The sequence below is a fragment of the Rhizobium sp. NXC24 genome (assembly GCF_002944315.1).
GTDB lineage: Bacteria > Pseudomonadota > Alphaproteobacteria > Rhizobiales > Rhizobiaceae > Rhizobium.
In genome coordinates this window covers 3,456,176-3,482,477 of record NZ_CP024311.1, presented here as the reverse complement: position 1 = coordinate 3,482,477, position 26,302 = coordinate 3,456,176, and the positions used below count along the sequence as shown (strand labels likewise).

Annotated in this window: 26 protein-coding genes and 1 tRNA gene; 20 read left to right on the top strand and 7 right to left on the bottom strand. The window is 59.9% G+C overall.

Annotated elements, in window-relative coordinates; translation table 11 throughout:
- Positions 1-5 precede the first annotated feature (5 nt).
- From NXC24_RS17120 to NXC24_RS17080, 8 genes are all read left to right on the top strand, one after another.
- Entirely contained in the window at positions 6-473 is a 468-nt protein-coding gene (locus tag NXC24_RS17120) for a low molecular weight phosphatase family protein (RefSeq protein ID WP_104824388.1), read from the top strand.
- Between the two features lie 142 nt (positions 474-615).
- Positions 616-834 carry a translation initiation factor IF-1 gene (gene infA / locus NXC24_RS17115; RefSeq protein ID WP_004117876.1) on the top strand — a complete coding sequence of 73 codons (219 nt, stop codon included), beginning with the start codon at positions 616-618 and terminating at the stop codon, positions 832-834.
- Between the two features lie 58 nt (positions 835-892).
- Positions 893-1,513 (top strand): Maf-like protein, encoded by a 621-nt coding sequence (locus tag NXC24_RS17110; RefSeq protein WP_104824387.1) that lies wholly within the window; start codon positions 893-895, stop codon positions 1,511-1,513.
- Between the two features lie 5 nt (positions 1,514-1,518).
- Positions 1,519-1,728: a DNA gyrase inhibitor YacG gene (gene yacG / locus NXC24_RS17105; protein ID WP_104825218.1), complete on the top strand. Its 210-nt coding sequence runs from the start codon at positions 1,519-1,521 to the stop codon at positions 1,726-1,728.
- Positions 1,729-1,912: 184 nt separating this feature from the next.
- Positions 1,913-1,988, top strand: a tRNA-Phe gene (locus tag NXC24_RS17095).
- Between the two features lie 468 nt (positions 1,989-2,456).
- The gene (locus tag NXC24_RS17090) at positions 2,457-4,403 is read left to right on the top strand and encodes a PrkA family serine protein kinase (protein WP_104824385.1); all 1,947 of its coding nucleotides are present in this window, start codon (positions 2,457-2,459) and stop codon (positions 4,401-4,403) included.
- Between the two features lie 18 nt (positions 4,404-4,421).
- Complete coding sequence (locus tag NXC24_RS17085) at positions 4,422-5,693, top strand: YeaH/YhbH family protein (RefSeq protein WP_104824384.1); 1,272 nt, start codon at positions 4,422-4,424, stop codon at positions 5,691-5,693.
- Entirely contained in the window at positions 5,693-7,240 is a 1,548-nt protein-coding gene (locus NXC24_RS17080; RefSeq protein WP_104824383.1) for a SpoVR family protein, read from the top strand. Before NXC24_RS17085 ends, NXC24_RS17080 begins: the two co-directional genes overlap by 1 nt.
- Positions 7,241-7,313: 73 nt before the next feature.
- Here NXC24_RS17080 and NXC24_RS17075 read toward each other — a convergent pair whose 3' ends face one another.
- The 5 genes from NXC24_RS17075 to NXC24_RS17055 all read right to left on the bottom strand — a co-directional run bounded on the left by NXC24_RS17075 (position 7,314) and on the right by NXC24_RS17055 (position 12,128).
- Positions 7,314-8,261 (bottom strand): DUF6030 family protein, encoded by a 948-nt coding sequence (locus NXC24_RS17075; RefSeq protein WP_104824382.1) that lies wholly within the window; start codon positions 8,259-8,261, stop codon positions 7,314-7,316.
- A gap of 135 nt (positions 8,262-8,396) precedes the next feature.
- Positions 8,397-9,107, bottom strand: coding sequence for a copper homeostasis protein CutC (locus NXC24_RS17070; protein ID WP_104824381.1), 711 nt, complete (start codon positions 9,105-9,107; stop codon positions 8,397-8,399).
- The gene (locus NXC24_RS17065) at positions 9,097-10,023 is read right to left on the bottom strand and encodes an ROK family protein (RefSeq protein ID WP_104824380.1); all 927 of its coding nucleotides are present in this window, start codon (positions 10,021-10,023) and stop codon (positions 9,097-9,099) included. The genes NXC24_RS17070 and NXC24_RS17065 overlap by 11 nt, the downstream gene beginning before the upstream one ends.
- Before the next feature lie 93 nt (positions 10,024-10,116).
- Positions 10,117-11,472, bottom strand: coding sequence for an ATP-binding protein (locus NXC24_RS17060; RefSeq protein WP_104824379.1), 1,356 nt, complete (start codon positions 11,470-11,472; stop codon positions 10,117-10,119).
- On the bottom strand, positions 11,469-12,128 hold the full coding sequence (locus tag NXC24_RS17055) for a response regulator transcription factor (RefSeq protein WP_104824378.1): 660 nt from the start codon (positions 12,126-12,128) through the stop codon (positions 11,469-11,471). The genes NXC24_RS17060 and NXC24_RS17055 overlap by 4 nt, the downstream gene beginning before the upstream one ends.
- A 227-nt stretch (positions 12,129-12,355) precedes the next feature.
- Here NXC24_RS17055 and NXC24_RS17050 point away from each other — a divergent pair, with 227 nt between their 5' ends.
- The 9 genes from NXC24_RS17050 to NXC24_RS17010 all read left to right on the top strand — a co-directional run bounded on the left by NXC24_RS17050 (position 12,356) and on the right by NXC24_RS17010 (position 22,160).
- Positions 12,356-12,811 carry an RbsD/FucU family protein gene (locus NXC24_RS17050; protein WP_104824377.1) on the top strand — a complete coding sequence of 152 codons (456 nt, stop codon included), beginning with the start codon at positions 12,356-12,358 and terminating at the stop codon, positions 12,809-12,811.
- 55 nt (positions 12,812-12,866) lie between these two features.
- The gene (locus NXC24_RS17045) at positions 12,867-13,820 is read left to right on the top strand and encodes a sugar-binding transcriptional regulator (RefSeq protein ID WP_104824376.1); all 954 of its coding nucleotides are present in this window, start codon (positions 12,867-12,869) and stop codon (positions 13,818-13,820) included.
- Between the two features lie 145 nt (positions 13,821-13,965).
- Positions 13,966-15,282: a sugar ABC transporter substrate-binding protein gene (locus NXC24_RS17040; RefSeq protein ID WP_104824375.1), complete on the top strand. Its 1,317-nt coding sequence runs from the start codon at positions 13,966-13,968 to the stop codon at positions 15,280-15,282.
- A gap of 146 nt (positions 15,283-15,428) precedes the next feature.
- The gene (locus NXC24_RS17035; protein ID WP_104824374.1) at positions 15,429-16,301 is read left to right on the top strand and encodes a sugar ABC transporter permease; all 873 of its coding nucleotides are present in this window, start codon (positions 15,429-15,431) and stop codon (positions 16,299-16,301) included.
- A 1-nt stretch (position 16,302) separates the two neighbouring features.
- Positions 16,303-17,145 (top strand): carbohydrate ABC transporter permease, encoded by an 843-nt coding sequence (locus NXC24_RS17030; protein WP_104824373.1) that lies wholly within the window; start codon positions 16,303-16,305, stop codon positions 17,143-17,145.
- A gap of 11 nt (positions 17,146-17,156) precedes the next feature.
- Positions 17,157-18,155: an ABC transporter ATP-binding protein gene (locus tag NXC24_RS17025; protein WP_104824372.1), complete on the top strand. Its 999-nt coding sequence runs from the start codon at positions 17,157-17,159 to the stop codon at positions 18,153-18,155.
- A 146-nt stretch (positions 18,156-18,301) separates the two neighbouring features.
- Positions 18,302-19,783: a mannitol dehydrogenase family protein gene (locus NXC24_RS17020; protein ID WP_104824371.1), complete on the top strand. Its 1,482-nt coding sequence runs from the start codon at positions 18,302-18,304 to the stop codon at positions 19,781-19,783.
- A gap of 98 nt (positions 19,784-19,881) precedes the next feature.
- Positions 19,882-20,556, top strand: coding sequence for an HAD family hydrolase (locus NXC24_RS17015; protein ID WP_104824370.1), 675 nt, complete (start codon positions 19,882-19,884; stop codon positions 20,554-20,556).
- A 20-nt stretch (positions 20,557-20,576) separates the two neighbouring features.
- A complete protein-coding gene (locus tag NXC24_RS17010; protein WP_104824369.1) occupies positions 20,577-22,160 on the top strand; it encodes an FGGY-family carbohydrate kinase in 1,584 nt (527 codons plus the stop codon).
- Positions 22,161-22,208: 48 nt separating this feature from the next.
- On the opposite strand, the gene NXC24_RS17005 is transcribed toward NXC24_RS17010, so the two are convergent.
- On the bottom strand, positions 22,209-23,060 hold the full coding sequence (locus NXC24_RS17005) for a MurR/RpiR family transcriptional regulator (RefSeq protein WP_104824368.1): 852 nt from the start codon (positions 23,058-23,060) through the stop codon (positions 22,209-22,211).
- A 255-nt stretch (positions 23,061-23,315) separates the two neighbouring features.
- On the opposite strand from NXC24_RS17005, the gene NXC24_RS17000 reads away from it, so the two are divergent.
- A complete protein-coding gene (locus tag NXC24_RS17000) occupies positions 23,316-24,029 on the top strand; it encodes a sulfate transporter family protein (RefSeq protein WP_104824367.1) in 714 nt (237 codons plus the stop codon).
- Between the two features lie 28 nt (positions 24,030-24,057).
- On the opposite strand, the gene nth is transcribed toward NXC24_RS17000, so the two are convergent.
- The gene (gene nth / locus NXC24_RS16995) at positions 24,058-24,855 is read right to left on the bottom strand and encodes an endonuclease III (RefSeq protein WP_104825217.1); all 798 of its coding nucleotides are present in this window, start codon (positions 24,853-24,855) and stop codon (positions 24,058-24,060) included.
- Between nth and NXC24_RS16990 the strand changes: the two genes are divergently transcribed.
- Positions 24,854-25,357: a DUF2244 domain-containing protein gene (locus tag NXC24_RS16990; RefSeq protein WP_104824366.1), complete on the top strand. Its 504-nt coding sequence runs from the start codon at positions 24,854-24,856 to the stop codon at positions 25,355-25,357. The genes nth and NXC24_RS16990 overlap by 2 nt on opposite strands.
- Before the next feature lie 69 nt (positions 25,358-25,426).
- The gene (locus NXC24_RS16985) at positions 25,427-26,299 is read left to right on the top strand and encodes a bifunctional helix-turn-helix domain-containing protein/methylated-DNA--[protein]-cysteine S-methyltransferase (RefSeq protein WP_104824365.1); all 873 of its coding nucleotides are present in this window, start codon (positions 25,427-25,429) and stop codon (positions 26,297-26,299) included.
- Positions 26,300-26,302: the final 3 nt, after the last annotated feature.

The following is a 26,302-nucleotide window of genomic DNA, read 5'->3' as shown; positions in this document are numbered from 1 at the left end:
CGGCAATGGAACAGCCGAAGGCTATCGAACATAATGGGAAGCCGCCCGGTGCCATTCTGTTCATGTGCGGGCTCAACACCATCCGCTCGCCGATGGCCGAGGCGATCGCGCGCGGAATGCTGCCGCAGGGCACCTATGTCGCCTCGGCGGGCGTGCGCGCAGGCGAACGCAACCCGTTCGTGGATGTCGTCCTCGGCGAGATCGGTCTCTCGCTCGGGCGCCGGCAGCCGCAGACGCTGGAGGAGCTGGAGGATGATTTCTTCGACGTCATCATCACGCTGTCTCCCGAAGCACATCATGCGGCTCTCGAACTGACGCGCGCCAATGCCATCGATGTCATCTATTGGCCGACCATCGATCCCTCGGTCGCCGGCGGCACGCGCGAGCAGATTCTCAATGCGTATCGCGAGGTGAGAGACTATCTGCTCGGCCTGATCGAAAGCCGGCTGGTCGAGCATCGCGGCTCTCTTTAGAGTGTCTCGTTAAACAAATGCAGAAAGCCTTATCAACGAGGTTCACAAAACCGCGACGATTGTGTAGTTTCCGCGCAAAATTCCGGCGGCCTTACTTTTTGTCATGGAAGCCGGCATCAACCCCACAGGAAAAGAAGCTTTAATGCCGAAAGAAGAAGTCCTTGAATTTCCCGGTGTCGTCACCGAATTGCTGCCGAACGCGACCTTCCGTGTGAAGCTGGAAAATGAGCATGAGATCATCGCTCACACCGCCGGCCGCATGCGCAAGAACCGCATCCGGGTTCTCGCCGGCGACAAGGTGCTCGTGGAAATGACACCCTACGACCTGACCAAGGGCCGCATCACCTATCGTTTCAAGTAGTCCGCAGCTCGCATCCGAGCCGGCCCTCCGAAATGCCGCCTGTCACGGTCGAGGTTTTATGGCGCTGAAACACAAGCTGATACTGGCCTCCGGATCGCCGCGCCGCGTCGACCTCCTGCATCAGGCGGGAATTGAAGCGGCGCGCCTGATGCCCATGGATATCGACGAGGCTCCGAAGAAGTCGGAGCACCCGCGCTCGCTGGCGCGCCGGCTTTCGACGGAAAAAAGCGAGGCGGCGTTTGCGGCGGTAAAGGGCGACGTCGCCTGGCAGGGAAGCTATATCCTCGCCGCCGATACGGTCGTCGCCGTCGGCCGGCGAATCCTGCCGAAAGCGGAATTCGTCGAAGAGGCGTCTTCTGCGCTGCATCTGCTCTCCGGCCGCAGCCATGTCGTCTATACCGGCATCTGCCTGATCACGCCGGACCGCAAGCTGCGCCAGAAGGTGGTCGAGACCAAAGTCCGCTTCAAGCGGCTGTCCGGCAAGGATATCGATATGTATCTCGCCTCCGGCCAATGGCGCGGCAAGGCGGGTGCCTATGGCATACAGGGGCTCGCCGGCTCCTTCGTGCAGAAGCTGATCGGCTCCTACACGAATGTCGTTGGATTGCCACTTTATGAAACCATGCTGCTTCTCGCGGGCGAAGGATTCGACGTCTACGCGGAATGGCAGGAAGGATGATCGTCATGGCGGACGACGACAAGATCAAGGTGGGGGCAAAGATCGAGCCGCTGCGCAAGACACGGGCTTGCGCGGAATGCGGGCGACCTTCGGTGCGCGAGCATTATCCCTTCTGCTCTGATCGCTGCCGCTCACTCGATCTGTCGCGGTGGTTGAACGGCGCCTATGCCATTCCCGTTGCCGAGGACGAGACCAAGGCGTCCGACGAGGAATAGGTGCTTCGCCATTTCCACGAAGCCTTTCATTTTATTCGCGAATTGCCAAAAATCCATTTCCTGTCAAAAAAGAGTCATTTGCGGCTGGACATGGGCGAACAAGATGCTATAACCCCGCTCGCTTCCGGGGCGAACCAACCGCCCAGGGTCTTCCAAGACCTTCCGATCAGCGCGAAGCAAGGATGCCCAGGTAGCTCAGTTGGTAGAGCAGCGGATTGAAAATCCGCGTGTCACTGGTTCGATTCCGGTCCTGGGCACCATTCTTATCTTCACAATATCATCGGATCTGCGGCAGCCGTATCGGCTATCAGCAAAGCGGCGTGGCCGATATGCAGCACGGCAATCCCTGGTGTTATCCACGTCCTGCAAGTGGCCGGTGGGGGAGCTTAGATTCCTCGCACTTTTCCGACCCTGAATTTTCCCTTTGTTTCAAGCGGAATATCGCGGCTTCAGGCCATCAGAAAGGGCGAGCCTGGCTCGCGCTTTTGCAGGGGCTGTCAAGCGCGTCTAATGGTGGAGAATCGGACAAACTTCGCAACTTTAGAGGTATTCATTATTAATTCCGGTGAAAGAACCTTTCAAGATATTGATGGCTAATGCAATCAAGCGTACGAATTATTGAAGGGTCACCTATTGATTCGAAGCGACTATTACCGCACCTTAGATACTAGCGGGAAGTGATCCCGTTAAGTCCGGCGTTTATTGCAATAGCAAGCTATCGAGGCGCCATGTTAAACAACGATGTGCTATTCAACACGTTCGCCCGTTCTTTCGAAGCACGGCGCGAAGTCGAGATGTCATTCTCCGAATACCTGGAAGCGAGCCGGGATGATCCGCTCATGTACGCGAATGCGTCGGAGCGCCTGCTGGCCGCGATGGGTGAACCACTGCTGATCGATACGGCCAAGGATACCCGCCTCGGGCGTATCTTCATGAACCGAACCATCCGAACCTATCCGGCTTTCTCCGGCTTCTTCGGTATGGAAGAGACGATCGAACGTATCGTCGCCTTCTTCCGCCATGCGGCGCAGGGGTTGGAGGAGCGCAAGCAGATCCTCTATCTGCTCGGGCCTGTCGGCGGCGGTAAATCCTCGCTCGCCGAGCGGCTGAAGTCGCTGATGGAGGTCCACCCCATCTATGTGCTGAAAGCCGGCAACGAGCTCAGTCCAGTGTTCGAAAGCCCGCTCAGCGTCTTCGATCCCGTGACCATGGGGCCGATGGTCGAGGAGCGCTACGGCATTCCGCGCCGGCGCCTGACCGGGCTGATGAGCCCGTGGTGCCTGAAGCGGCTGGAAGAGTTCGAGGGCGACATTTCGCGGTTCCGCGTGGTCAGGATACAGCCGTCAAGGCTGCGACAAATCGCCGTCGCCAAGACCGAACCGGGTGATGAAAACAACCAGGACATCTCCTCGCTGGTCGGCAAGGTCGATATCCGCAAGCTCGAGAGCCTGGCGCAGAACGATCCCGACGCCTACAGCTATTCCGGTGCGCTCAATCGCGCCAACCAGGGCATTCTCGAATTCGTTGAGATGTTCAAGGCGCCGATCAAGATGTTGCATCCGCTGCTGACGGCGACGCAGGAAGGCAATTACATCGGCACCGAGAATATCGGCGCCATTCCCTTCTCGGGCATCATTCTCGCCCACTCGAACGAGTCGGAATGGCAGACCTTCAAGGCCAACAAGAACAATGAGGCGTTCATCGACCGTATCTGCGTCGTGAAGGTGCCTTATTGCTTGCGGGTCACCGAAGAACAGAAGATCTACGAGAAGCTGATCGAGGAATCCGAGCTTAGCGACGCGCCCTGTGCGCCGTCGACGCTGGAAACGCTTGCTCGCTTCACGGTTCTGACGAGGCTTGCCAAGCACGAGAACTCGACGGCCTTCTCCAAGCTTCGGGTCTATGACGGCGAAAGCCTGAAGGAGACAGATCCGAGGGCGCGCAGCGTGCAGGAGTATCGCGATGCGGCCGGTGTCGACGAGGGCATGGACGGGGCTTCGACCCGCTTCGCCTTCAAGGTGCTGGCGGCGACCTTCAACTACGATACGACCGAGATCGGTGCCGATCCGGTGCATCTGATGTATATGCTGGAGCAGGCGATCCGTCGCGAGCAACTGCCGCTCGAAACCGAAAAGCTCTACATCGAATTCATCAAGAGCGAGCTCGGGCCGCGCTACGCGGAATTTATTGGACATGAGATTCAAAAGGCCTATCTGGAATCTTATGCGGATTACGGCCAGAATCTCTTTGACCGTTATGTCGATTACGCCGATGCCTGGATCGAGGATGTGGATTTCAAGGATCCGGATACCGGCCAGCTTTTGGACCGAGAGCTTCTCAACCAGGAACTGACCAAGATCGAAAAGCCGGCGGGTATCGCCAATCCGAAGGACTTCCGCAACGAGATCGTCAAGTTCTGCTTGCGGGCGCGGGCAAGCCACGGCGGAAAGAATCCGTCCTGGACGAGTTACGAGAAGATTCGCGAAGTCATCGAAAAGCGGATGTTCTCCCAGGTCGAGGACCTCCTGCCGGTGATCTCGTTCGGATCCAAGAAGGATGGCGAGACGGAAAAGAAACATGGCGAATTCGTCGAACGCATGATGGCGCGGGGCTATACCGAGCGTCAGGTTCGGCGGCTTGTGGAATGGTACATGCGTGTGAAACAGGCAGGATGAGCCACCAAGGAAGAAGGAATGCACATTGTTGACCGGCGCCTGAATCCAGGCGGCAAAAGTCTAGAAAATCGTCAACGGTTTTTGCGAAGAGCAAAAGCGCTGGTGCAGAGAGCGGTCTATGAATCCTCTCAAAATCGCGACATTCAGGATATTCTGAAGGGCGGTGAGATCAGCATTCCCCTTGATGGAACCGAGGAGCCCCGGTTCCATCGCGGCCCAGAGGGCCTGCATGAGCATATCCTTCCCGGCAACAAGGACTTCCTTGAAGGCGATATCCTTCCGCGGCCAGAGAGCGGTGGCGGAAGGGGGCGGGCCGGCGGCGAGGGCAGTGGCGAAGACGCCTTCCGCTTCATCCTGACCCGCGAGGAGTTCCTCGATCTTTTCCTCGACGATCTTGAACTTCCCGATCTTGCCAAGAAGCGGCTGACGACCACCGATCAGCCCAATCCGGTACGATCGGGCTATTCGGTAACGGGATCGCCGGCCAATCTTGCCATCAACCGCACCATGCGGCTGGCGATGATGCGGCGCGTGGCGCTGCACCGTCCGAAGCCCGAGACCGTCGCCGAACTCATCGCGGAGGCGGCCGAATGCAAGGATGAGGAACGCCGCGCCGCGCTCGAGGCTGAGATCAAGGTGCTGGAATCGAAAGTCCGGCGTATTCCCTATATCGACCCAATCGATATCCGCTACCGCCGTTTCGAGAACGAGCCGAAGCCGGTGGCACAGGCCGTCATGTTCTGCCTGATGGATGTTTCCGGCTCGATGTCGGAGCACATGAAGGATCTGGCCAAGCGCTTCTACATGCTGCTCTACATCTTCCTGACGCGGCAGTATCGCCGCGTCGAGATCGTCTTCATCCGCCATACGGACGTGGCCGAAGAGGTGGATGAGGAGACCTTCTTCCGCAGTCCGGCGACCGGCGGCACGCAGGTGTCGAGCGCTCTCGAAGCCATGCGGCGGATCGTTCACGATCGTTTCCCGCCATCGGACTGGAACATCTACGCGGCGCAGGCATCGGATGGCGACAACGCCTATTCGGACAATGCGACGGCGGCGGCGCTTCTCACCAGTGCCATCCTGCCGGTTAGCCAGTATTTCGCCTATCTGGAGGTGGGGGAGGCGCGCAGCGTCGCGATCTCTTCCGGCTCGGCGCTTTGGTCGCTCTATGAGCGCATTCAGGTGGGGTGGCCCGTGCTGTCGATGCGCCGCGTTAGCGATCGCAGCCAGATCTACCCCGTCTTCCATGATCTCTTTCAGCGCCGGGCGGCGGAAACCAGGAGCGGATAATGGCAAAGGCATCGATGGAGCGGCTTTTTGACGGTGCGGACTGGGACTTCGCCACCATCCAGCGGATCCACAATGCCTGCGAGCGCATCGCCCTCGACGAGCTCGGCCTCGACGTTTATCCCAACCAGATCGAGATCATCACCGCCGAACAGATGCTCGACGTCTATTCCTCGATCGGCATGCCGCTGTTCTACAAGCATTGGTCCTTCGGCAAGCATTTTGCTCATCACGAGGCTTTTTATCGCAAGGGTCTGCGCGGGCTTGCCTATGAGATCGTCATCAACAGTTCGCCTTGCATCTCCTATCTGATGGAGGAAAATACGGCGACGATGCAGGCGCTGGTGGTCGCCCACGCCGCCTTCGGGCACAATCATTTCTTCAAGAACAATTACCTCTTCAAGCTCTGGACGGATGCGGAGGGTATTCTCGATTACCTCAACTTCGCCAAGGGCTATATTGCCCGCTGCGAGGAGCGCTATGGCCATGCCGCCGTGGAGCGGACGCTGGATGCCGCGCATGCGCTGATGTCGCATGGTGTCCACCGTTATGCCGGCAAGAAGACGCTCGATCTTCGCGATGAGGAAAGGCGCGAGCGCGAGCGGCGCGAATATGACGAACGGATCTTCAACGATCTCTGGCGGACGGTTCCGGTCGTAAAGGGCAAGAAGGCGCCTGACCTCGATTTGGAGCACCGGCGTTCGCTCACCGGCCTGCCGCAGGAAAATATCCTCTATTTCCTGGAGAAGATGGCGCCGCGGATGAAGCCGTGGCAGCGGGAGATCCTGCGCATCGTCCGGCATGTGGCGCAATATTTCTATCCGCAAAGCCAGACCAAGGTCATGAATGAGGGCACGGCGACCTACGTGCATTACCGCATCATGACTCGGCTGCACGAACTCGGCGGCATCGGCGACGGCGATTTCCTCGAATTCCTGAAATCGCATACCAATGTCGTCTTCCAGCCTTCCTTCAACGATCCGCGCTTTTCCGGTTTCAATCCCTATGCGATCGGTTTTGCGATGATGCAGGACATCGAGCGGATCGTGACCAAGCCGAAGGACGAGGACCGGCAATGGTTCCCCGATATCGCCGGGTGTGGGGACACTATGGGAGTACTGCGCGACCTCTGGGCGAATTACCGCGACGAGAGCTTCGTATCGCAGTTCCTCAGCCCGCATCTGATGCGCAAGATGCGCATGTTCCACCTCACGGACGATCCGGAAGAGGAGGAGGGATTGCTGGTGGCGGCTATCCATGACGAACGCGGTTACAAGCGCATCCGGCGCGAACTGGCGCGGCAATATGATGTCGGCTGGATCGATCCGCATATCGAGATTGTCGATGTCGATCTTGCCGGCGACCGGCGGCTCATGCTCAAGCATACGGTGCTGAACGGCGGCCTGCTGGAGGATATTGATGCCAAACGCGTGCTGCAGCACCTTGCCGATCTTTGGAGCTATGACGTGCTGCTGCAGGAGGTCGACCGCTCCGGCTCGGTCCTGCGCGACCACCTCGTCCATCCGCGTCCGTCGGCCATTGCGGCCTGACGGCGCAGATTCACCGGCCATCAAGATTGGCGATATTTGACCACCATCGTTGCGCGGTGAGAACAGCGACCCTTCATCGCGAACGCCATGTAAAATTTTCGCGAGCGGTTTGATATGTGACGGGTGGCGGCGACCGCAGCGTCCATCGCGCCTTGTCGAAGACGATGGCGGTGCGGATCTGTTCCGGCGTTTTCCTCTGGAGGCTTAGCTGAAGATTGAAGCTTCTGTCGTTCCGGAATTCCCGGAAGAAGCTGAGCTTTGTGCCGAAAGCTTCCAGCGTCACGTCCTGCAGCTTGCCGATCGCTTCGAGCGCCGGCTGGAAATCGAGCCAGCGGGTTTCGGTCAGCAGCAGGACGACGGCGTCGATAAATGTCTCGCCGATCGCCCTGCCATCCGCATTGTCGGGCATGATCACCTTGATACGGATATTGTCGAGCTCTCCGGTCGACGCACCACGGACGATGATGAAGAACGACGCAGCATTGCGGTCACCGTTGCCGCCTTTCTGAATCTCGTAGCTGCATTCGAAGGTTCCAGCGTCAAGCGCGCTCTGCCTCCATTCGCCAACGGACAGGCCCGATTTCGAAAGGTCGGCGCAAAGCGTCTCGCCCTTTATTCGCCAGCTTCGCACGAAGGCGCCGCGCAGGGCATCGACGGGCGGGTCGAATAAGTGGGAGCGCCGGGCTGGTTTTGGCGTTGCCGCTTTTTTGACGCGCGTGGCCTGCTTCTGTGCTGGCGCGGTTGTCGTGACCCCGGGATTGGCTGTCGCACTCTTTGTGCCAGGGGTTTCGGCTGGTTTCGGATTGGCGGCGGCGGTTTGTGGGGCGGCGGCTGTTACGACCGGAGGTGAGGCTGGCTGGGCCGACCCGCTGAACAGATCGAGATGATAACGAGCATCGAGCGCCCTTAGATTGCGCATATCGTTAGCAAGCAACGCGGTCGCCAAAATGATCGAGCCGATGACGATCGTCGCAATCCAGAAGACAGCTCTGCTTTTCTTGCGAGGTGGCGCCACCGACATGGTTTAGATCTACAGCTACTCCAGAGGAAACCTGCTTAACTGCAATGGGTTGGCATTCCGCAGCCGATCCATAGCTACAGAATATGCGTTTATGAACGATTGATCACTCTACCGTTTTTTGTCAAATCGCAGCCTTCAGGCGAAATGTGCCTTGAGCGCCAGAACGGTCGCTGCGTCGGTGCGGCGCACCATAGGTGTGGAAAATCCGAAGGCGAGCAGGTGTTCATCCGTTTCCGGGGCAGCAACGGCGCAGGAAGCGTGGATTTCGGTGATCGCAAGGCGCGGCCAGAGCTTGTCGACAGTTCCAATATTGACGCCCGAACCGGGCATGATGGAGATGCGGCCGGCGGCAACGGCGATCGCCTGTTCCAAAGCGGGGGGCCCTTCCGCGGCCGTTTTCGCGCGGCCCGAGGTCAGAATGCGCTCGAAGCCGAGGGAAATGGCGAGCTCCACTGCCTCCTCGATATCGGGAACGAGATCGAAGGCGCGATGCAATGTCTTGCCGAGGCTTCCCACATGATCGGCGAGCGCGCGGAGCGTATCGCTGTCGAGGCGGCCGTCCGGCAGGGAGGCGCCGAGCACGACACCCGGCAGACCGGCGTGGCGGGCGGCGTCTATGTCGCTCTTCATGATGTCTTGTTCATCGGCCGAATAGACGAAGCTGCCGGCGCGCGGGCGGATCATGGCATAGGCGGGAATGGGCGCACGCGCCGCAGCCGCCATCAGCCCGGCGCTCGGCGTGAGACCGCCGACGGCCAGCGCGCTGCAAAGCTCGATGCGATCGGCGCCACCGGCGATGGCGGCATTGAGCCCGGCAATATCCTCGACGCAGACCTCAAGCAACATGGCTGCGCTCTTCGGCAAATTTCAGTCCAAGCAAGGCCGCGCCGATCAGGCCGGGCTCGACCTTGCATTCGCTCGGCACGACGAGCGGGCGGTCGAACTTGCGGAGAATGCGGGCGCGCACCGCCGTGTCCAGCCGCGCCAGCAGGGGTTCGACATTGGAAAGGCCGCCGCCGACCGGAACGATGGTTGCGCCGGTGATGTTGACGGTCAGCGCCAGGGGCGAGGCGACGAGATCGACCAAGACATCGATCGTCCGCTCGGCCTTGGCATCGCCCTCAAGCCATTGGCCGATGATCTCTTCGCTGGAAAATTCCAACCCATGCAGGGTCCTGTGCAACCGCTCGACGCCACGAGCGCCGCCAATGGTGTCGACACATCCCTTCTGGCCGCAGCCACAGGGATAGGCGGGGATGACCGCCGGCGGACTGCCGGCAAAGGAAGCGATGATCGGACCGTGCCCCCACTCGCCAGCAAAGCCGCCGGCGGCATTGACGAGGCGGCCATCCGCCACCAGGCCGCCGCCGACGCCGGTGCCGAGAATGGCGCCGAAGACGATGCGATGGCCGCGTCCCGCGCCGGACATTGCTTCCGCCATGGCGAAGCAATCGGCATCGTTGGCGATCAGCACGGGATAGCCGAGTTCCGCTTCCAGTTCGGCGGCAAGGCGCCGGCCGTTGATGCAGGGAATGTTGGCACAGGTGAGTGCCTGCGTATCGGGGTCCACAACGCCGGCAATGGAAAAGGAAATGCAATCCGGCGTCTCGCCGGCCTCGGCGATGACAGCGCGCAAAGCTTGGACGAATTCGCCGAAGTCGTACTTCGGCGTCGGGCGGCGGGCGAGCGGCGTGATGTCCATCATGGAATGGGCGATGCCGCCTTTGATGGCGGAGCCCCCGATATCGAAAGAAACGATCATGAATATTGGCCTGCAGGGAACGTCTTGCGCTTGCTCGCACCCTTTGCCGGTCTTTGCAAGGCCATTCCGCGCGGTGCTCCGGTCTCGGCGTGATCAGGCTTCGGGTGGGATGATCCTGGCCTCGAAACCGTCCACCTTATCGGTAGCGGGGGAGAAAAGATCGAGGCGGCCGCCGATCTGCTCGACGATGCGCTCGGCGATGGCAAGGCCGAGGCCGGAGCCGGAAGCTTTCGTATTGCCGCGCCAGAAACGTTTTTTCAGATCGGCCAGTTCTTCTTGCGACAGCACATTGCCGCCATTCAGGATATGGATCGTTCCTGCCTGGCCGATCCTGACGGTCACCTCGTCATCGGTCGGACCATGAATCAAGGCGTTTTCGATGAGGTTACGGATGGCGATGGCGAAGGCGTCGATATCGACGTTGCGGATCAGCTTCCCGTCGGCCTCGTTCTCCAGGAGAATGCGGCCCGCCGTACCCGTATCCCGGTCGTAGTCGCCGATGACTGTTTCGATGATGGCGATCAGATCGGCGGGCTTGTCGCCAGTGCCAATGCCGGCCTGGGCGCGGGAGAGCTGCAGCAGCTTTTCCGCCAGGCGGCCGAGATTGGAGAGCGAGGTCTCGATTCGTCCGGCGCGTTCGGCGAGAGGCCCTTTCGGCAGTTCGGCGATCAGCCGCTGCGTCTGCGCGAGCGCGCCGGCGATCGGCGTGCGCAGTTCGTGGGCGCTGTTGGCGGTGAATTCACGTTCGGCCTCGAGAGCCGAGCGCAGGCGGCCGAGGAGCAGATTGACGGAACGGCCTATCGGCTGCAGCTCGCGGGGCAACGGGTCGCTCTCCAACGGGGCCATGTTGCCGCCATCCTTGGTGGCGATTTCCAACCGCAACCGGTCGATCGGCCGAAGCGAGCGGCCGACGATGAACCAGATGGCGACGACGCTGCCGGGGATGAGGGCAAGCAGCGGCCAGAGCAGGGCGACGCCGCTCTCCCGCGAGGCTTCCCGGCGATTCTTGAAGGCGTCGGCGACATGCAGGAAGAGTGTGCCGTTCAAAGAGGATTCTGTGTAGATTCGGTATTTCGGCGTGTTGTGGAAACCGATCTTCAATGGCACGTCGTAGGGTATCTTCGGTGCATCATGGGAATGCAGGATGAGCTTGCCCGTCGCGTCGAGCACCTGGTAGGTCAGGTATTCCCGGTTCAGTCCCCTCTCCATATTTTCGAGGGTTTGCGGATCGGCGGAGGGATCGCGATCGGCAAGATCGTCGACCACCAGAGGCATCAGGCGTTGGGCGGTTTCCTGCAATGCGCCATCGAAGGTCTCGGCGAGCTCCTTGTTGACCACATAGACGCCGATGCCGACGGCGATCAGCCAAAAGAGGACGACCGTGCCGGTCAGCGCCGCGATCAGGCGGCGGGTGATGCTGGTGCGGTTGAGACTTTTGCGCTGCGTCATCTTTCACCCAGGCAATAGCCGACGCCGCGGGCCGTGCGGATGCGGTCCTTGCCGATCTTCTTGCGCAGGCGGCTGACATAGACCTCCACCGTGTTGCTTTCGATTTCCGAACCGAAAGCATAAAGCGCTTCTTCTATCTGGTCCTTCGAGACGATGGCGCCCGGTCGCGCAACCAGCAGATCGAGGACCGCCCATTCCCGGCCGGTCAGCACGACATCCTTGCCGGAGAGCGTAATGCGCCGTTGCGGCAGGTCGATTTCGAGATCGGCTAAACGAACGGTGGGCTGCGGACTGCCGCTGTAACGGCGGGCCACCGCCATGATGCGGGCTGTAAGCTCGCCGAGATTGAAAGGCTTGACGAGATAATCGTCGGCACCGCTGTTCAGGCCCTCGATACGGTCGGAAATCTGGTCGCGCGCAGTCAGAATGATGACCGGCGTCTCGTCCGGTTTGCGGCGCAGTTTCTTGAGGAAGTCGATGCCGATGCCGTCGGGAAGCTGCAAATCAAGCAGGATGAGGCCATAGTGCACGGCGCTGGTAACCTCTTGCGCATCGGCGAGGTTTTTCACCCAGTCTATGGCATGCGGGGACGCGGCAATATGGTCGCGAACCGCGCCGCCGATCATATCGTCGTCCTCGACCAGAAGAATTCTCACCTGTCCCTCGCAACAATGCCCGTGCTTCAGTTAATGCCGCCGAACCTATCTGGTCAATAAAGGCCGAAATAAGCCACAATGAGAAGCGCAGTTCTCATCCCTCACGTTCTGCTGATAACGTTCGTGGCGGCTATGGACAGAGATCGGCGCCGCGATTACTTCTTTGCTCCCGATGAAGAGCGCGGCTTCGGAACTGCCGCTGATCGAAGAGCTGAGGAGAGCCGTTCATGCTGAAGGGAATTTCGCCGCTGTTGAATGCGGATGTGCTGCATGCGTTGAAATCGATGGGGCATGGCGACATGCTCGCGATCGTCGACACGAATTTTCCGGCCGATGCAATCGCGCGTCAGACCAGGCTGGGGCAGCTTCTGCGAATCGACAATGTATCGGCCGCCGAAGCCGTCGCGGCGGTGCTGTCGCTGATGCCGCTCGATACGTTCATCACCGACGCGGCGACGCGCATGGAAGTGGTCGGCGCGGCCGATGAAGTACCGCAGGTTCAGAAGGAAGTGCAGGCGGCGATCGATCGCGCCGAAGGCAAGCACTGGCCTCTGACGCCGGTCGAGCGTTTCGCCTTCTATGAGCGGACAAAAACTGCTTACTGCGTGATCCAGACCGGCGAGCGCCGGTTCTATGGTTGTTTCACCTTGACCAAGGGCGTCATTCCGCCGGAAACTGAGTAACGTACCGCGCTGCTGCCATATCGGGTAAAGGGTGCTGCTTTCGCAGAGGAATGTGATGGTCAGGAAGTTGGATTCCCAGGGGCGGCTTGACGATGCGGCGCGAGCCGGCTGGCTGTATTACGTTGCCGGGCGGACGCAGGACGAGATCGCCATCGCCATGGGAATCTCCCGGCAATCGGCACAGCGGCTGGTGTCGCTCGCGGTCGCCGAAAGGCTGATCAAGGTGCGGCTGGACCATCCGATTGCCGCCTGCCTCGAATATGCGGTGGCGCTGCGGGAAAAATTCAAGCTGAGGCATGTCGAAGTGGTGCCGAGCGATCCCGACGGGACATCCTCCACGGTCGGTATCGCCGAAGCGGGTGCTGCCGAGATCGAGCGCTGGCTGAAGCGCAGCGATCCGATCGTGCTGGCGATCGGCACCGGCCGCACGCTGAAGGCCGCGGTCGACCAGCTGCCGGTCATGGAATGCCCGCAGCACCGGGTCGTATCGCTGACCGGCAATATCGGTCCGGATGGCTCGGCCGCCTATTACAACGTTATCTTCAGCATGGCCGATGCGATCAAGGCGCGGCACTATCCCATGCCGCTGCCCGTGCTGGTCTCCTCGGCCGAGGAGCGCGAGCTTCTGCATGCGCAGGCGCTGGTGCGCTCGACGCTCGATATCAGCGCGCAGGCCGATGTGACTTTCGTCGGCGTCGGCGAGATGGGCATCGAGGCGCCGCTCTGTCTCGACGGCTTTCTCGAGAAGGACGAGATGCTGGCGCTGATGAAGCGCGGAGCGGCCGGCGAAATCTGCGGCTGGGTATTCGATGGCGACGGCAAGTTGATGTCAGATGCCATCAACGACCGGGTGGCCAGCGCACCGCTTCCGCCGCGCGAAGCCTCTTCCGTCATCGGAATAGCCAAGGGCAAACGGAAGTTCGAAGCCATCAAAGCGGCCGTTACCGGCCATCAGATCAATGGTTTGATCACCGATGAAGCGGTTGCTGAGTTTCTGCTCAAAGCCTGAGCAAAAAATAACCACATAAAATCAAATGGATGAGCTGCTTGTTCGGCAATGCAGCAATGAATTCGCATTGACATTTTGTCGCAACAGGTGAGTAATTGCTCACGAGCAAAGCGAATGCTCAAATTTGATCTTCTGGGAGGAAGATATGAAATTGAAAACTTTCCTGCTGAGCGCATGCTCCGCACTGATGTTTGCTGGAATGGCGTCCGCCGAAACCCTCACGATCGCCACCGTGAACAATGGCGATATGGTTCGTATGCAGAAGCTTACGGACGATTTCAAAGCCAAAAACCCCGACATTGACCTGCAGTGGGTCACGCTCGAAGAAAACGTATTGCGCCAGAAGGTTACGACGGACATCGCTACCAAGGGCGGCCAATACGACGTGCTGACGATCGGCACCTACGAAGTGCCGATCTGGAGCAAGCTCGGCTGGCTCGCGCCGCTCGATAAGCTTGCTGCCGACAAGAACTACGACGTGGATGACCTTCTCCCGGCTATCCGCAGCGGCCTGACGGTAGACGGGAAGCTCTATGCTGCGCCGTTCTACGGTGAAAGCTCGATGGTGATGTACCGCAAGGACCTGTTCGACAAGGCCGGCTTGAAGATGCCGGATGCGCCGACTTGGGATTTCATAGCCGACGCAGCCCGCAAGATTACCGACAAGGACCATGAAGTCTACGGCATCTGCCTTCGCGGCAAGGCCGGCTGGGGCGAAAACATGGCATTCCTGACGGCGATGTCGAACTCGTTCGGCGCTCGCTGGTTCGACGAGAAATGGAAGGCACAGTTCGATCAGCCGGAATGGAAGGACACGCTGGACTTCTACGTCAAGCTGATGAAGGACGCTGGCCCTCCGGGCGCTTCGTCCAACGGCTTCAACGAAAACCTCTCGCTGTTCCAGACCGGCAAGTGCGGTATGTGGATCGATGCGACCGTCGCAGCTTCGTTCGTTGCCGACCCGAAGCAATCGAAGGTTGCCGACAAGGTTGGCTTCGCTCTGGCGCCGGACAAGGGCCTCGGCAAGCGCGGCAACTGGCTCTGGGCATGGAGCTTGGCGGTCCCTGCCTCTTCGAAGAAGACCGAAGCTGCCGAGAAGTTCATCTCCTGGGCAACCAGCAAGGATTACACCAACCTCGTTGCCCAGAAGGAAGGCTGGCTGAATGCACCTCCCGGTACCCGTGCCTCGCTCTATGCGAATGCGGACTATCAGAAGGCAGCACCTTTTGCGAAGATGACGCTGGACTCGATCAATGCGGCTGATCCGGCCCACCCGACCGTCAAGCCGGTCCCGTATGTCGGCGTCCAGTTTGTCGCTATTCCTGAGTTCCAGGGTATCGGCACCGCCGTCGGCCAGCAGTTCTCTGCTGCCCTTGCAGGTCAGATCCCCGTCGATCAGGCGCTCAAGGCCGCACAGCAACTGACCAGCCGTGAAATGACCAAGGCTGGTTATCCGAAATAAGAAACCTCCCAAGGGTATGGAGGAGAGCGGCTCGTAGCGCTCTCCTCCCTTAGGTCGCCGAGTGCCCGAATTGCTCTTCGGCGGCCTCTTTTATTTTAGCCGGTCCGCGGCCACTCTCCCTGCTAAAAGATAGGTCGGTACTTGCCATGGCAACGCTACACACCCGTTCTACCGCACGCGTCATGATGGCGCCCTCGGTTTTGCTTCTCTTCGCGTGGATGATCGTCCCCCTGGTCATGACGATCTATTTCTCGACGCTGAACTACAATCTCATGTCTCCCGGTGCGCATGACTTCATCGGGTTCTTGAATTACGAATATTTCGTCACCGATCCGGCCTTCTGGAATTCGCTGCTGGTAACGATCCTGCTCGTGGTCGGCGCGTTGATCATCACGGTGGTCGGCGGCATCGCTCTCGCGCTCCTTCTCGATCAGCCGATCTTCGGCCAAGGCATCGTGCGCATGCTGGTGCTCGCGCCCTTCTTCGTCATGCCGACGGTCGCCGCCCTTATTTGGAAACATATGTTCATGAACCCGGTGAACGGGCTTCTGGCGTATCTTTTCAAGCTCGTCGGGCTCGATCCGCTGACCTGGCTGGAGACGATTCCGCTGTTTTCGATCATCATCATCGTTGCCTGGCAGTGGTTGCCCTTCGCAACGCTCATCCTGCTGACTGCTTTGCAGTCGCTCGACGAAGAGCAGAAGGAAGCCGCCGAAATGGATGGTGCCGGCGCGGTGTCGAAGTTCATCTACATCATCCTGCCGCATCTGGCGCGTGCGATCACGGTCGTCATTCTCATCGAGACGATCTTCCTGCTTTCGGCCTTCGCCGAAATCCTGGTCACCACCAATGGCGGCCCGGGCACGGCAACGACCAACCTCACTTACCTGGTCTATTCGCAGCTCGTTCTGCAGCAAGACGTCGGCGGCGCGTCGGCGGGCGGCATCATTGCCGTCATCCTCGCCAATATCGTCGCGATCTTCCTGATGCGCGCAGTCGGCAAGAATCTGGAGGCTTAAGATGGCTCGTACTGTCTCAACCAAACATAAGGTGGTCGTATCCGTCGCCGCCTGGGTGGTCGCGATCCTGATCTTCTTCCCGATCCTCTGGACGTTCCTGACGAGCTTCAAGACGGAGGGCGACGCCATCGCCTCGCCTCCGCAATTCCTCTTCTTCCATTGGACGCTGGAGAATTATTTCGAGGTGCAATCGCGCTCGAACTATTTCCTCCACTTCGGCAACTCGGTGCTCATCGCCTTCGGTTCGACGATCCTTGGTCTGATCGTCGCCGTTCCGGCGGCCTGGGCCATGGCCTTTTCGCCGACCAAGCGCACCAAGGACGTGCTGATGTGGATGCTGTCCACCAAGATGATGCCGCCCGTCGGCGCCTTCATCCCGATCTATTTGCTGTTCCAGGCATTCGGTCTGCTCAACAATCAGTTCGCCAGCCGTCTCGGCATGGTCGTCGTACTGATGCTGATCAACCTGCCGATCATCGTGTGGATGCTCTATACCTACTTCAAGGAAATCCCCGGCGAGATCCTCGAAGCGGCCCGCATGGACGGCGCGTCGCTGGCCAAGGAGATCATCTATGTGCTGACGCCGATGGCGATCCCGGGCCTTGCCTCGACGATGCTTCTCAACATCATCCTCGCATGGAACGAGGCCTTCTGGACGCTGAATCTCTCCGCCGTGGACGCGGCGCCGCTCAGCACCTTCATCGCCTCCTATTCCAGCCCGGAAGGCTTGTTCTACGCCAAACTTTCGGCGGCATCGACCATGGCGATCGCCCCAATCCTGATCCTCGGCTGGTTTTCGCAAAAACAACTCGTTCGCGGCCTCACCTTTGGCGCGGTTAAGTAAGGAAGAGAAACATGGGTAGCATTGTCCTTAAGAAGGTTTCTAAGGTCTTCGGCGAAGCCAAGGTCATCCCTTCCATCGACCTCGAAATCAATAACGGCGAGTTCGTCGTGTTCGTCGGTCCCTCCGGTTGCGGCAAGTCTACGCTGCTGCGTCTGATCGCCGGCCTCGAGGATGTCTCAAGCGGCCAGATTATGATCGACGGCAAGGACGGCACCAATCTGGCGCCGGCCCAGCGCGGCCTCGCCATGGTGTTCCAATCCTACGCGCTCTATCCGCACATGAGCGTTCGCAAGAATATCGCCTTTCCGCTCAAGATGGCGAACCTGGCACAGGCGGAGATCGACAAGAAAGTGGCGGATGCGGCACGTGTTCTGAACCTGACGGACTATCTGGAACGCAAGCCGCGCCAGCTCTCAGGTGGCCAGCGCCAGCGCGTCGCCATCGGCCGTGCCATCGTACGTCAGCCCGCAGCCTTTCTGTTCGACGAGCCCTTGTCGAACCTCGATGCGGCATTGCGCGTCAACATGCGCCTCGAAATCAGCGAACTGCACAATCAGCTCAAGACGACAATGATCTACGTGACCCACGATCAGGTGGAGGCCATGACCATGGCCGACAAGATCGTCGTCCTGAACCGCGGCAATGTCGAACAGGTCGGTTCGCCGCTCGAGCTCTATCGTAACCCGCAGAACATCTTCGTTGCCGGCTTCATCGGCTCGCCGAAGATGAACTTCGTCACGGGCGCCTATGCCCAGAACCTCGGCGCCCACACGATCGGCGTCCGTCCGGAACACGTACTGCTGTCGACCACCGAGGGGGACTGGCAGGGCAGGGTGAACGTCGCCGAACATCTCGGCTCCGACACCTTCCTGCATATCGATGCCGATGGCATCGGCACCATCACGGCCCGCGGAACCGGCGATTTCCCGGCACGCGCCGGCGATACCGTTTATCTGACTCCCGACAAATCCCGCATCCACCGGTTCAACGATAGGGGGCAGTCGATCTAAATCGCGCGCCCTCGCCATGTCCGGCCTCACGCGGCATGGCGAATACTATTAGACCTGGGCCACATCAGATGGGCCCAGGCCATCCTAGCCGGATAAGGCATTCCCAATCCATCCGGAGCAGAAGACCTTTCAGAAGGACTTGAGACATGACGTGCAAATTATCGCTCGCAACCCTTCAGGAGGCGGCTGCAACGGCTGCCATCCCGGCCTATGATCCAAAGTCGCTGTCGGCGGGCATCGTTCATTTCGGCGTGGGCAATTTCCATCGCGCCCATCAGGCGGTCTACCTCGACGACCTTTTCAATGTCGGCCAGAACCACGATTGGGCGATCATCGGCGCCGGCGTCCTGCCTTCGGACGCCGCCATGCGCGAGAAGCTCGCGGCTCAGAATTTCCTGACGACGGTGGTCGAACAGGACAATAATCGCACCGCTGCGCGCGTAACCGCGCCGATGATCGACATTCTGCCGGTCGGCGACGCTGCGGTCATCATCGCCAAGCTTGCCGATCCTTCGATCCGCATCGTCTCGATGACGATCACCGAAGGCGGCTATTTCATCGACGCATCCGGCAAGTTCAATCCCGCCCATCCGGCCATCGTTGCCGACGGTCAGAATGCGGATGCGCCGAAGACGGTGTTCGGCCTGATCGTCGCCGGCCTCAAGGCCCGCCGTGCCGCCGGTCTGCAACCCTTTACCGTCATGTCCTGCGACAACATTCCCCACAATGGCGGTGTCACCAAAGCCGCCGTCGTCGGCACGGCGAAGCTTTCGGATCCCGCTTTTGCCGACTGGATCGCCGCCAACGTCGCCTTCCCGAACGGCATGGTCGACCGCATTACGCCCGCAACCGGCGCACGCGAGATCGATCTGCTCAAGGAATTCTTCGATATCGAGGACAACTGGCCGGTCTATTGCGAAGAGTTCAAGCAGTGGGTGCTGGAGGACAATTTTCCGGCAGGCCGTCCGGCGCTGGAAAAGGTCGGCGTTACTTTCGTGCCGGATGTTACGCCCTACGAGCATATGAAAATCCGCATCCTGAACGGCGGCCATGCGGCAATCGCCTATCCGGCGGCGCTGATGGACGTACATTTCGTGCACGAGGCCATGGAAGAGCCCTTGATCCGCGCTTACCTCGCCAAGCTCGAGAACGAAGAGATCATTCCCGTCATCCCGCCGGTGCCGAACACGGTGCTTGCCGATTATTTCAAGCTGATCGAGCGGCGCTTCTCCAATCCGAAGATTGCCGACACCATTCCGCGCTTGGCACAGGACGGTTCGAACCGGCAGCCGAAGTTCATCCTGCCGTCGACGGCCGATCGTTTGCGCCGCAAAGAGGATGTCGTGGGCCTGGCGCTGGTTTCGGCGCTGTGGTGCCGCTATTTCGCCGGCACCACCGACAGCGGCAAGGACATCGTTTTCAACGATGCCAGCGCCGACCGGCTACATGCCGCCGCGCTGAAGGCCAAGGACGACCCGGGCGCCTTCCTCGTCTTCGATGATATTTTCGGCGACGTCGCCAAATCGGATCTTTTCCGCAAGCGCTTTGCCCATGCATTAAAAACGCTGTGGGAAAAGGGGACCCGCGTTACCCTGCAGCTATACCTCGATAACAAACTCGCGGAATAACTGTCTATCGGCCGGGGCGTCCAAGTCCCGGCCGAATTTTTATGGCCAGGCCTGCGTTTGAAGAGGCGCGGCTCAACAGGGTTCGGGTTGGATCTGCGATGACTGGTGCGGAGAAGGGACTCGTAATCTTCGACTGCGATGGTGTGCTCGTCGACAGTGAACCGCTGTCCGTCAGCGTGCTCCTCCAGGCTATGCGTGATGTCGGCGTCGATATGAGCGAGGAGGACATCTACAGCCGCTTTCTCGGCAAGAGCCTCGCCACGCTCGTCGATACGCTGGAGACGGAGTTCGACGTCTTCATCGATCAGGATTTTCTCGATCGTATCCGCAATGACCTTTATGAACGCTTCCGGAACGAACTGAAGCCCATCGGCGGCATTGCCGAGACGCTGGACGCGCTGACCGTTCCGCGTTGCGTCGCCTCTTCCAGCCAGATAGAGCGCATCCGGTTGTCGCTCGGCGTTACCGGCCTGCTGGAGCGGCTGGAGCCGAATATTTTCAGCGCCAGCATGGTCAAGCGCGGCAAGCCGGCACCCGATCTCTTCCTCTATGCCGCCAAGCAGATGCAGGTCGCGCCGCAGGACTGTATCGTCATCGAAGACAGTCCGGCCGGGATCACGGCAGCGAGGGCGGCCGGCATGACGGTGTTCGCTTTCATCGGCGGCTCGCATGCTCATTCGCCGAGTTACCGGGCAGAACTGGAGCGGCTTTCCCCAGAAGTCGTGTTTGACGCAATGTCGGATTTGATACACCTTGTCCGCAATAAGCCATAAATGGACGGGGCCCATACTGAATGCGTGATCATGTGGTTGCGGTCGATATCGGCACTGGCAGCGCGCGCGCCGGCGTGTTCACATCCCGCGGTGCTCTGCTGGGTAAGGGCGAACATCCGATCATCATGAACCGCCCGCGTGAAAATCACGCCGAGCACGATTCTGAAAACATCTGGGCCGCTGTCTGCACAGCGGTGCGCGCCGCCGTTGCGGCCTCCGGCGTCGATATCTCCGTCATCGGCGCCATCGGCTTCGATGCCACCTGTTCGCTGGTGGTGCGCGACGCGGATGGCCAGCCGCTCACGATCTCGACCGGGGGCGAGGACCGGTTCGACACCATCGTCTGGCTCGATCACCGGGCGCTTGCCGAAGCGGATTTCTGCACGGCGACCAAGCATCAGGTTCTCGAACATACCGGTCACTTCATGTCGCCGGAAATGGAGATGCCGAAGCTGATGTGGCTGAAGCAAAATCTGCCGCAGAGCTGGGCAAGGGCCGGGTATTTCTTCGACCTCGCCGATTTCATGACCTGGAAGGCCACTGGTTCGCTTGCGCGCTCGCGCTGCACGCTGACGGCGAAATGGAATTATCTCGCGCACCGCGAACCCGGCTGGCAGACGGATTTCCTCAATGTGATCGGTCTTGGCGATCTGCGCGAACGCGGCAACCTGCCGGAAGAGACAACTCCGGTTGGGGAAAGCGTCGGCACGCTGACAGCGCAAGCGGCGGAGGCTTTGGGGCTCGACCGAGAATGTCATGTCGGCGCCGGCATGATCGATGCCTATGCGGGCGCGCTCGGCACGCTCGGCGGCCATGCCGGCGACCTCAACGCGCTGGAACACCAATTGGCGCTGATTGCCGGAACGTCGAGTTGCATCGTCTCTTTCTCGCGCGAACGCAAGCGCAGCACCGGCATGTGGGGCCCCTATTACGAAGCCGTGTTTCCGGACACCTGGCTGGTCGAAGCCGGGCAATCGGCGACCGGTGCGCTGCTCGATCATATCGTCGGCATGCATGCGGCCGGCGGCGAACCGACGGCGGCGCTGCACGACCGTATCGTGAGGCGCATCGCGGAGCTTCGCGCCGTCGAGGGCGATGCCTTTGGCGAGCGCATCCATGTGCTTCCGGATTTTCACGGCAACCGCTCGCCGCTTGCCGATCCGCATGCGGTCGGCGTCGTCAGCGGCCTGACGCTGGATGCATCCTTCGACGGCCTCTGCCGCCTCTATTGGCGCACCTGCGTCGGCGTCGCGCTCGGTCTCCGCCATATCCTCGAGAAAATGCATGACTACGGGTACGTGCCGGATACGCTGCATGTCGCCGGCGGCCACGTGAAGAATGCGGTTCTGATGGAACTTTATTCCGACATCACCGGCTGCAAGGTGGTCGTGCCGAAGATGAACGAGGCGGTGCTCTTGGGAACGGCGATCGCCGCTTCCGTCTCCTGCGGTCTTTACGACAGCCTCGCAACGGCCGGCGCGGCCATGTATCCCGGCGGTCACGAGCGCATGCCGGACAAGGGCAAGAAGACGCTTTATGATCGCGATTATCGGCGCTTTCTCGCGATGTATCGCCATCGCGCCGAGCTGGAGTCCATGGAATAAAAAACGCCGGAAGGACTTTCTGGCGTCCAAGCCATCGCTTGTCGACCATTATCGAAGGGGCGCGTGGGCAAACATGCCTTCCAGCTCTTCGATCCTGTGGATGCGGCTCTCCGCCTCTTCGCCGGCCGCATGAATGACGGCAACGGCCAGGAATTCCAACAGCGCCATCATTGCCGACAGGTTTTCGTGGTTGCCGGCGCGCAGCGGCGGCAGTGACAGCGTCATATTGGCGAATTCATGCGCCCATTCGGTATATTGGCTGGTGATCAGCAGCACCTTGTAGCCAGAGCGGCGGGCGGAGCGCGCAAGCAACCGCGAGGCGACGAAGCGAGGCGAATCGACGATCACCACCAATGCGTCGTTCGACTGATGGCCGAGCAGCTCGATATAGCTGCCATTGGAGCCGTCGAGGAACTGCACATGATCGCGTGCGAATGCGAGACGGTCGCAGAGATGGCGCCCGAGACTTGCGAGACTAAGATGCGCGGTGACGAAAACCTCGCTGGACGACAGGATCGTCGCGACCGCATCCAGCCAGTGCGGCTGGCTGGTGAGATTGTAGATATGCTGCAGCATCTCGACCTGCTCGGCGATCTGGCCGGCAATCGGGCGTCCCTCGTTGGCGTCCTTCTGCAACTGTTCCAGAACGTTCGGCAGTTGCAGCGTCACCGGGGTCACATTTTCCCGCAGGTGCACCTTGATGCCATCCAGGCCCTGATAGCCGAGCGACCGCAGAAAACGCCCGACAGTCATCGGGCTCAATTCCAGCCTGTCGGCGACGGAAGAGGCGGTTTCAAAGGGCAACTCGTTCAAGTGTTCGGAGAAATACTTGGCGATTCGACGCTCGGCGGGAGTGCCTGTTTTGATATATTGTCTAAGCTTCTGGCCAAGGTCTTCCAAATGTTGCGCCTCGCTGACGGTCTATCCTAAGCGTGATCGCGCCGAATGCGGAAACAATCGGAGTGCTTGCAGATTTTGGATGACCGCTAATCATGTTAGGTTGTTGTTTTTCATATGAAACCCACAATATATTAGTGCGTACTTGATTACAACAATTCAAATGGGTGAGGGTTATTACGCGGCCGGCGGGAATATATTGATATATCTGCAATTACTACTTACATATCCGGCCACGACTAACGGGATATCGGACGAATGATCATCCATGCCGCGCGTCTTTCCGTCGCCAATCTCTTTGCAGCCGAGACGCGCAAGGTTTTTTGGAAAGTCCTCGGGCTCACATTGCTGGCGCTTATCGCTCTCTGGTTTGCGCTGCGCAGCAGCTTCATCGCCTTCGTATTGCCGTGGTTACAAAGCGTCATGCCGCCCGTACCGGATTGGACGAGCTGGCTCACCTTTCTTCTCGCCGTTCTGGCGGGCCTTGTTTTGGCGCTAGGCTTGGCGTTGCTGATCTCACCGGTTACGGCACTGATCGCAGGGCTCTTTCTCGACGATGTCGCTGAGGTGGTGGAGAAGAGGGATTATCCGGCCGATGCGCCGGGAAAAGCGCTGCCATTTGTGCCGGCGATGAAGAGTTCGCTGAAATTCCTCGGCATCGTTGTCGTGGGCAACATCATCGCGCTGCTTCTGCTTTTCATTCCCGGCGTCAATCTCGTCGCCTTCTTCCTGGTCAACGGCTATTTGCTTGGCCGGGAGTTCTTCGAATTTGCCGCCATGCGCTTCCGGCCGCCGGAAGAGGCACGACGGTTTCGCAGCAAATATGCCTTCACCGTTTTCCTTGCCGGTCTGGTGATCGCCGCCTTCCTCGCCATTCCCCTGGTCAACCTTTTGACGCCGCTGTTTGCCGCGGGGATGATGGTGCACTTGCACAAGCTTCTTTCCCAGAAGGAAGCGGCTCGTCGCGGCTGAAAATTGCAGATATAGGACGATTGCAGCTCTAATCGGCGGCGCCGACCAGTTGCGGCGGTAGCTCTACTAATGGCGCTGGGATGTCCCAGGTCTTTTCCGGCGAGCGACAGAGATCGGCGATGACGCAGCGTTCGCATTCCGGCTTGCGCGCTTTGCAGACATAGCGCCCGTGCAGGATCAGCCAGTGATGCGCGTGGTAGAGGTATTTGTCAGGGATTACCTTCATCAGCCGCTGTTCGACCTCGTCCGGCGTCTTGCCAGGCGCAAGCCGCAGGCGATTGGCGATGCGGAAAATATGGGTGTCGACGGCGAGCGTTGCCTGGCCGAAGGCCATGGAGAGCACGACATTGGCGGTCTTGCGGCCGACGCCGGGCAGCGTCATCAGCTCTTCGCGCGTCTGCGGCACCTCGCCGTCGAAATCCCGGATCAATTTCTCCGACAATGCCACGACGTTCTTCGCCTTGTTGCGGTAGAGGCCGATCGTCTTGATGTAGTCGCGGATGCGATCTTCGCCGAGATCGAGCATCTTCTGTGGCGTATCGGCGACGGCAAAGAGAGCGCGGGTCGCCTTGTTGACGCCGACATCGGTTGCCTGCGCCGACAGCGCCACGGCAACCACCAGCGTGAAGGGATTGACATGCTCCAGTTCCCCCTTCGGCTCAGGCCGCTGGATGGAGAAACGACGAAAGATCTCGTCCAGATTTGCCTTGGAATAGGGGCTTTTAAAAGCCGGCTTGCGGCTTGCGGCCGCATTTGACTTTTTCATGGTTTGCGCGCTGGATTTGGTCTTGGGGTTTGCCATGAACGACCTATACTCAAGTCCTATGACCGAACGCAACGCCGATACTGACATCGATAGCAACAAGCCGGTCTTCGCCGCCGAATTGTTTCCTCACCGCTCCCTGGGGCGACGGGGATTCAAGGTGATGGTGACTCTGGCGGGAGCGTTCTGCCTGATCTATGGCATCTTGTTCGTCATCCGCGGCGCATGGCCTATCGGCGTCTTCTTCGGGGCGGATTTCACCCTGCTCTATGGCGCCTTCTGGCTGAATTACCGCTCTGGCAGGGTGCGGGAGGAGGTGACGGTGTCGCGCACCGACGTTTCGATCCGCAAATTCTCGCCCTCGGGCCGCATGGTCGAACACCGTTTCAATCCGTTCTGGACACGTTTCCTTGTCCGCCGGCACAGTGAAATCGGTGTTGTCTCGATGCATGTCCGCGATCGAAGCCATCACACCGATGTCGGCTCTTTTCTCAATCCGGAGGACCGGGAGAGCTTTGCGAAGGCTTTCAAACGCGCCCTCGCCACGGTGACGCAGCGGATATAGGCATCCAGGCAAGAAACGGGTGGTTTTACCCTTCTCTTCGTGGTGTTCTCCTTTTTAAGGAGAAAGATTATGAATGCTATCGCACAGTTGAAGACAGACATCACCCCGGAAGGGCCGGACTACGACACCGTCCGCCGGGTGATCGAGCTCATCACCGAGGACTATCGCGATCAGCCGTCATTGGAAACGATCGCCGAACGACTCGGACAATCGCCCACTCAATTGCAGAAGACCTTTACCCGTTGGGCCGGACTGTCGCCCAAGGCTTTCCTGCAGGCCGTGACGCTCGACCATGCCAAGCGGCTGCTGCGCGAGGAAGACCTGCCCTTGCTGGAAACCTCGTTCGAAGTGGGGCTTTCCGGGCCAAGCCGGCTGCACGATCTCTTCGTCACGCATGAGGCGATGTCACCCGGCGAATGGAAGGCGAAGGGCGGCGGGCTTATCATCCGCTACGGGTTCCATATCTCGCCCTTCGGCTTGGCGCTGATCATGGTCACAGACCGCGGTCTTGCCGGCCTTGCCTTTAGCGATTCCGGCGACGAGAAGGCTTGCCTGGAGGATATGACCTGCCGTTGGCCGAATGCGCAATATGCCGAGGACCTGCAGGCGACCATGCCTTATGCGGCGCGGATTTTCGAGCCATCGAAATGGTCGAGCGAACAGCCGCTGCGCGTCGTGCTGATCGGCACGGATTTCCAGGTGCGGGTCTGGGAAAGCCTGTTGAAGATCCCGATGGGCCGGGCAGTTACCTATTCCGATATCGCCAAAGACATCGGCCAGCCGACGGCGATGCGCGCGGTCGGCGCCGCCGTCGGCCGCAACCCCGTTTCTTTCGTCGTTCCCTGTCACCGCGCGCTCGGCAAGAACGGCGATCTCACCGGCTATCATTGGGGCCTGACGCGCAAGCGGGCTATGTTGGGCTGGGAAGCGGGGAAGGCTTGAGGG